Source organism: Mycobacterium sp. NAZ190054 (genome assembly GCF_001545925.1).
GTDB lineage: Bacteria > Actinomycetota > Actinomycetes > Mycobacteriales > Mycobacteriaceae > Mycobacterium.
On record NZ_LMVQ01000211.1, the window covers coordinates 1 to 6,596 of the forward strand.

The 6,596-nt window shown below is 68.5% G+C and carries 8 protein-coding genes and 1 pseudogene; 6 read left to right on the top strand and 3 right to left on the bottom strand.

The features are described from left to right. Positions 1–544, bottom strand: a pseudogene (locus ASJ79_RS15680) (4-hydroxy-3-methylbut-2-enyl diphosphate reductase); the annotation flags it as partial. A 52-nt stretch (positions 545–596) separates the two neighbouring features. Here ASJ79_RS15680 and ASJ79_RS15685 point away from each other — a divergent pair. Genes ASJ79_RS15685 through ASJ79_RS15705 form a run of 5 tightly spaced genes read left to right on the top strand, consistent with a single transcriptional unit; the run spans position 597 to position 4,549 of the window. Further along, positions 597–1,172: a lipid droplet-associated protein gene (locus ASJ79_RS15685; RefSeq protein WP_067956719.1), complete on the top strand. Its 576-nt coding sequence runs from the start codon at positions 597–599 to the stop codon at positions 1,170–1,172. A gap of 16 nt (positions 1,173–1,188) precedes the next feature. After that, positions 1,189–2,427, top strand: coding sequence for an exodeoxyribonuclease VII large subunit (gene xseA / locus ASJ79_RS15690; protein ID WP_067956721.1), 1,239 nt, complete (start codon positions 1,189–1,191; stop codon positions 2,425–2,427). Then, on the top strand, positions 2,424–2,636 hold the full coding sequence (locus ASJ79_RS15695; protein WP_067956725.1) for an exodeoxyribonuclease VII small subunit: 213 nt from the start codon (positions 2,424–2,426) through the stop codon (positions 2,634–2,636). Before xseA ends, ASJ79_RS15695 begins: the two co-directional genes overlap by 4 nt. Positions 2,637–2,687: 51 nt before the next feature. Next, complete coding sequence (locus ASJ79_RS15700) at positions 2,688–3,812, top strand: NAD-dependent epimerase/dehydratase family protein (RefSeq protein WP_197420232.1); 1,125 nt, start codon at positions 2,688–2,690, stop codon at positions 3,810–3,812. Beyond that, entirely contained in the window at positions 3,812–4,549 is a 738-nt protein-coding gene (locus ASJ79_RS15705) for an alpha/beta fold hydrolase (protein WP_067956730.1), read from the top strand. Before ASJ79_RS15700 ends, ASJ79_RS15705 begins: the two co-directional genes overlap by 1 nt. On the opposite strand, the gene ASJ79_RS15710 is transcribed toward ASJ79_RS15705, so the two are convergent. Continuing rightward, a complete protein-coding gene (locus tag ASJ79_RS15710; RefSeq protein WP_067956733.1) occupies positions 4,532–5,056 on the bottom strand; it encodes a 2'-5' RNA ligase family protein in 525 nt (174 codons plus the stop codon). The genes ASJ79_RS15705 and ASJ79_RS15710 overlap by 18 nt on opposite strands. Before the next feature lie 3 nt (positions 5,057–5,059). Further along, positions 5,060–5,338, bottom strand: coding sequence for a dsRBD fold-containing protein (locus tag ASJ79_RS15715; protein ID WP_067956736.1), 279 nt, complete (start codon positions 5,336–5,338; stop codon positions 5,060–5,062). Positions 5,339–5,621: 283 nt separating this feature from the next. Between ASJ79_RS15715 and ASJ79_RS15720 the strand changes: the two genes are divergently transcribed. Further along, positions 5,622–6,596: sulfatase-like hydrolase/transferase (locus tag ASJ79_RS15720; protein WP_156448468.1), on the top strand; the 975-nt coding region annotated here is incomplete at its 3' end.

Below are 6,596 nucleotides of genomic sequence, written 5' to 3' on the forward strand. Positions count from 1 at the left end.
CGGGGTCGCGCACGGTGACGTTGTCGACGGCGTCGGGGTTGTCGACGACCTGGACGTGGTCGGGGGCCTCACCGGCGGTGCCGACGACTTCCTCGTGGCCTTCGTGACCGATGAGCAGGATGTCGAAGTCGTCGCGGGCGAAGCGCTTAGCCTCGTTGTGCACCTTGGTCACCAGCGGGCAGGTGGCGTCGATGACCTTGAGGTTGCGCTCGGCCGCGGTCTCGTGCACGGTCGGCGCGACGCCGTGGGCCGAGAACACCACGATCGCGCCCTCGGGGACCTCGTCGGTCTCGTCGACGAACACCGCGCCGGCCTTGGCGAGGGTGTCCACGACGTGGCGGTTGTGCACGATCTCGTGGCGGACGTAGACCGGGGCGCCGTGCTTCTCCAGGGCGCGCTCGACGGTCTCGACGGCACGGTCGACGCCGGCGCAGTATCCGCGCGGTTCGGCCAGGAGCACACGTTTGCCTGCGGCGACGCCGACGCCGGAGCGCAGCGCGGTCTGGCTGGCACCCGGGATCCCCATGTTGACAGTCGGCGGCATGAGTCCAGGGTACTGACCCGCCGCTGCGAACGCCCAGCCGTAGGCTGGGGCCATGTCAAGTGCGCCGTATGGGGTCCGGCTGCTCGTGGGCGCGGCCGTGACCGCCATCGAGGAGACCCGCAAACTGCCCCAGACCATCCTGATGTACCCGATGACCATCGCGAGTCAGATCGCCCAGCTGGTCATGAAGGTGCAGCAGGACGTCGCGATCCTGGTGATCAAGGGCGACGAGACGCTGGAGACGATCTTCCCGCCGAAGGACGAGCAGCCGGAGTGGGCGACATTCGACGAGGACGAGGACCCCTCCGGTGACGGCGACGTCGTCGATCTGCCCGTCCGCGACGGGGAGCGGCTGACCGAGGGCCGTTTCGCACTGTTCAGCGGCGAGCCGGACCTCGCCAAGGCATCGGACAGCGACGGCTCGTCGGAGCAGCGTGCGCCCGACGCGCCCGCGATCGTGGCCGAGATCGAGTACGAGTCGCTGACGCTGGCCCAGCTGCGCGCACGGCTGACGTCGTTGCGGGTGCCGGACCTGGAGGCGCTGCTCGCCTACGAGGAGGCCACCAAGGCCCGCGCCCCCTACCAGACACTGCTGGCCAACAGGATCACGCGCGCGTCGGCGAAGTGAGCAGCCGCGCGCCACGATGACCGAACCCGAGCAGGGCAAGTCCCCCGAGAACCCCTGGCCGGTGCGGGCCGTCGCGACCCGCGTCGCCAAGTACATCGACCGGCTGGGCATGGTCTGGATCGAAGGTCAGCTGACCGAACTGAAGGTGCGCCAGTCGACGGCCTTCATGGTGCTGCGCGACCCCGCCGCCGACATGTCGCTGACGGTCAGCTGCCCGCGCGATCTGGTGGTCAACGCGCCGGTGCCGCTGGCGGAGGGCACGCAGGTGCTCATGCACGGCAAACCGCAGTTCTACACCCGCAACGGTTCGTTCAGCCTGCGCATCAGCGAGATACGCGCCGTCGGGCTCGGTGAGCTGCTGGCCCGGATCGAACGCCTGCGGCGCCTGCTCGACGCCGAGGGCCTGTTCGACCCGCGGCTCAAGCGCCCCATCCCGTTCCTTCCCGGCACGATCGGGCTGATCACCGGCCGCGCGTCGGCCGCCGAGCACGACATCATGGCCGTCGCGTCCGCACGTTGGCCGGCGGTGCGGTTCGCGGTCCGCAACACCGTGGTGCAGGGCCCGAACGCGGTACCCCAGATCGTCGACGCGCTGCGCGCCCTCGACGCCGACGCCGACGTCGACGTGATCGTGCTGGCCCGCGGCGGCGGCAGCGTCGAGGACCTGCTGCCGTTCTCCGACGAGACCCTGTGCCGGGAGATCGCCCGCTGCACCACCCCGGTGGTCAGCGCGATCGGCCACGAACCCGACAACCCGTTGTGCGATCTGGTCGCCGACCTGCGTGCGGCGACGCCGACCGACGCGGCGAAGCGGATCGTGCCCGACACCGCGGCCGAACAGGCGCTGATCGACGATCTGTGCCGGCGAAGCGCCCGCGCGCTGCGCAACTGGGTGAACCGGGAAGCCCATACCGTCGCGCAGTTGCGCAGCAGGCCCGTGCTGTCCCGTCCGCTGGCCGCGATCGACGGGCGCGCCGAGGAGATCCACCGCGCCCGGGCCGCCGCGCGGCGCGACGTCACCCGCCTGCTGGCTACCGAGGGTGACCGCGTCGGGCACCTGTCGGCGCGACTGGCCACACTGGGGCCGGCGGCGACGCTGGCCCGGGGTTACGCCGTCGTGCAGGCCGTCCCCGCCGACGGGGCACCGCACGTGTTGCACTCGGTCGCCGATGCACCGGCGGGAGCCCGGCTGCGCATTCGGGTGGCCGACGGTGCCGTGACAGCGATCAGCGAGGGCAGCGAGGAACAGTTATGAAGCCCATTAGTGAACTCGGGTACGAGGAAGCGCGCGACGAACTCATCGCGGTGGTGGAACGCCTCGAGCACGGTGGCCTCGACCTCGATGCGTCGCTGGAACTATGGGAACGCGGCGAACAACTGGCCAAACGATGTGAACAACATTTAGCCGGCGCGCGCGCCCGGGTGGAGAAGGCGCTCGCCACCGACGACGACACCGAAGGCTGATCGGGCCGCGGCCTTCCCCAAGACACTTCGAAATTGGAACACGTTTCAGTTATTCTGCCCGGCATGGGTGATGCAACGCTGGAGACCGACCTCGGACGCGTCCTGGTCACCGGAGGCTCCGGGTTCGTCGGCGCGAACCTGGTGACCGAGCTCCTCGACCGCGGTCTGGAGGTGCGCGCGTTCGACCGGGTTCCGTCGCCGCTGCCCGCACACCCCCGCCTCGAGGTGTCCACCGGTGACATCACCGACGTCGGCGACGTCGCCGCCGCGGTCGACGGCATCGACACCGTCATCCACACCGCGGCGATCATCGACCTGATGGGCGGCGCGTCGGTCACCGAGGAGTACCGGCAGCGCAGTTTCGCGGTGAACGTCACCGGCACGCAGAACCTCGTGCACGCCGCGCAGCAGGCCGGGGTCAAGCGTTTCGTCTACACGGCGTCCAACAGCGTGGTGATGGGCGGCCGGCGCATCGCAGGTGGCGACGAAACCCTGCCGTACACCGAGAGATTCAACGATCTCTACACCGAGACCAAGGTCGTCGCCGAGAAGTTCGTGCTGTCCCAGAACGGCGTCTCCGGCATGCTCACCTGCTCGATCCGGCCCAGCGGCATCTGGGGACGCGGCGATCAGACGATGTTCCGCAAGGTGTTCGAGAGCGTGCTCGCCGGCCACGTCAAGGTGCTCGTCGGCAGCAGGAACGTCAAGCTCGACAACTCCTACGTGCACAACCTCGTACACGGATTCATCCTCGCCGCACAGCATCTCGTCGAGGGCGGGACGGCGCCCGGGCAGGCGTACTTCATCAACGACGGCGAACCGGTCAACATGTTCGAGTTCTCCCGGCCGGTGGTGGAGGCGTGCGGGCAGCCGTGGCCGACGTTGCGGGTGCCCGGGCGGTTGGTGTGGTTGGCGATGACGGTCTGGCAGTTCCTGCACTTCAAGTTCGGGCTGCCCAAGCCGTTGCTCGAACCCCTTGCGGTGGAACGGCTCTACCTCGACAACTACTTCTCGATCGCCAAGGCCGAACGCGACCTCGGCTACCGTCCGCTGTTCACCACCGAGCAGGCGCTGAGACAGTGCATGCCCTACTACGTCGACCTGTTCCACCGGATGAGGAACGACGCCGCCCAGCCGGCCGTGCAGGCCGCGGCACCCGTGCCGCCCGAGGGCTGATGGCCGAGTACCGGTTCGCCGTCAACGGCGAGGTGAAGATCCGCTTTCTCGACTCGGGCGGTGACGACCGGGGCGCACCGGTCGTCTTCGTGCCCGGCTTCACCTGCGTCGCCGACGACTACCTCGAGTCGCTGCCGTTGCTGGGCCGGCGCTGTGTCGTCGTCGAACTTCGTGGACACGGACAGAGCGACTGCCCGCCGGCCGGGTACGACTCCGCCACACTGGGCGGCGACGTCGGCGCGGTGGTCGACGAGATCACCGACGGGCCGGTGCATCTGATGACGTTCTCGCGCGGCACGCCGTACGCGCTGACATGGGCGCTGGCCAACCCCGGGCGGGTGCGGTCGATCTCCCTCGGCGACTACGTCCCCGAGGAGATCGTGCTCACCGAGGACGTCATGCTCGGTCTGCTCGACGGCCGGTGGCGCGGCGCACCGGTGCACGAGCGTGTCGACCATGACGCCGCACTCGCGGTCGTGCGGTCGGCGCGCGCGCAGTCGTTCTGGGAACGGCTGTCAGCCTGGCAGCCACCGCTGCTGGTGGTCCGCGCCGTACACAGCCCGCTCATCGACGACGCGGCCTGGAGCCGCTACCGGGACCTGTTCCCCACTGCCGCGTTGCACGAGTTCGCCGACTCCCCGCACGACATCTTCCGGCCGGACCGCGGCCGTTACCCGACGCTGGTGCGCGACCACATCGACTCCGTCGACCCCGCACTGTCAGGGCAACCCCGTTAGCGGGTGCACCTCCCCCGTCGCGCTGTCGACCAACGCGGCACGGTCCAGGCGCGTCCGCAGCGGCAGCACATCCATCACCGCCGCGGCCACCGCAGGCAGTTGCGCCAACGTCGCACGCGGCGCCAGCGAGCAGTGCGGAATCCAATCGCCCGGGCGGTAGTGCTTGTGCAGTTCGGCGCCGGCCGCGGTGACGGCGTCGACCACCCGTTGTTGGCGCGCAAGGAAATCCGCGCTGACGCCGGCGACCAGCCAGACCCGCCCGCGTCGGAAGAGCCCCATCCCGTCGAAGCTCAATTCCACCGGATCACCGGCGGGGACACCCGCCACCGCATCGGCGACCGCGGCGTCGTCCCACCGGCGCAGCACCGCATACGAGACGTGGGCGACGTGTCTGCCGTGGGTGTGGGACCGCAGGCTGGGCACGCCGAGGTCCTCCAGGCGATCCCACAACGCCCGGACCGCCCGGTCGGACCGGCGGTCGAACAGCAGACAGATCGCCAGCGCCAAGGCTCAGCGGTACAGGTGGACCGGCTGGTGGGTCGACTGCTCGATCCGCGTCGAGGCCTCGTGCAGCAACTCGGTGCCCAACGCGATGAGCGCGCGGGCCGCCGCGATCTCCTCGCCGACCATCGGCTGGCTGTCGTCCCTGGGATTGCGGTACGCGTCGCCGGTGGCCGTCATCTCGGTCGCGTCGCGCAGTTTCGCGTGCGCCGACGCGTGGGTGTGCACGTCGTCCTCGGAGAACTCGATCTCGACGTGCCAGTTGGGGTTCAGATCCTTGTCGTACATCGCCATCACCTCCACCCACCAGGGTGCTCCTTGTGAGCCGGTACCGGACAGGAATCGCGTGAGCACCGGCCCTCACGGAGTGACGATGTTGAACCAGAACGGGAAGGTGTCCCCGAGGCGACTCAACGCCGTACGCCGGGGAAGCGTTCGGCCGAAGATGGCGGCGGTGGTTCGAGTTCCTTGCGAGGAATATGAATTCTTCTTTTGATGCCCACATTTGGTTACAACCGGCCTAGCGTGGAGCCAACGGAAGATTCGGTGTTGATAAGCGCGAGGAGTCGGCATGCCGGACGGAAAGCCCAACATTCTGGTCATCTGGGGTGATGACATCGGGATCACCAATCTGAGCTGTTACAGCGACGGTCTGATGGGTTACCGGACGCCGAACATCGACCGCATCGCCGACGAAGGTATGCGCTTCACGGACTCCTACGGTGAGCAGAGTTGCACGGCGGGCCGGGCGGCCTTCATCAGCGGGCAGAGCGTGTACCGCACCGGCATGAGCAAGGTCGGGGTGCCGGGTGCGGACATCGGTTGGGCCGCGGAGGACCCCACGATCGCCGAACTGCTCAAACCGCTCGGCTACGCCACCGGCCAGTTCGGCAAGAACCACTTCGGTGACCTCAACAAACATCTGCCGACGGTGCACGGTTTCGACGAGTTCTTCGGCAACCTGTATCACCTGAACGCAGAAGAGGAGCCGGAGAACCCCGACTACCCACCGCGGGAGCAGTTCCCGCGCATGTACGAAGCGGCACGGCCGCGCGGGGTCATCCACAGCTGGGCGGCCGACGAGGTGTCCACCGAGCCCGATGACCCGCGATGGGGGCCGGTGGGCAAGCAGCGGATCGAGGACACCGGTCCGCTGACCCGAAAACGGATGGAGACCATCGACGACGAGACCACCGGTGCGTGCATCGACTTCGTCAAACGCCAGGTCGAGGCGGACACCCCGTTCTTCGTGTGGATGAACATGACGCACATGCATGTGTTCACCCACACCAAGCCGGAGAGCCTCGGGCAGGCCGGGCGGTGGCAGTCGCCCTACCACGACACGATGATCGACCATGACCGCAACGTCGGGCAGATCCTCGACGCGGTCGACGAACTCGGCATCGCCGAGGACACGATCGTCGTCTACTCCACCGACAACGGACCACATGCCAACACGTGGCCCGACGGCGCGACCACCCCGTTCCGCAGCGAGAAGAACACCAACTGGGAGGGCGCGTTCCGGGTGCCGGAGCTGATCCGCTGG

Coding starts and splice junctions, on each gene's coding strand:
- ASJ79_RS15685 (WP_067956719.1), top strand. CDS start 597: ATGTCAAGTGCGCCGTATGGGGTCCGGCTGCTCGTGGGCGCGGCCGTG.
- xseA (WP_067956721.1), top strand. CDS start 1,189: ATGACCGAACCCGAGCAGGGCAAGTCCCCCGAGAACCCCTGGCCGGTG.
- ASJ79_RS15695 (WP_067956725.1), top strand. CDS start 2,424: ATGAAGCCCATTAGTGAACTCGGGTACGAGGAAGCGCGCGACGAACTC.
- ASJ79_RS15705 (WP_067956730.1), top strand. CDS start 3,812: ATGGCCGAGTACCGGTTCGCCGTCAACGGCGAGGTGAAGATCCGCTTT.
- ASJ79_RS15715 (WP_067956736.1), bottom strand. CDS start 5,338: ATGTACGACAAGGATCTGAACCCCAACTGGCACGTCGAGATCGAGTTC.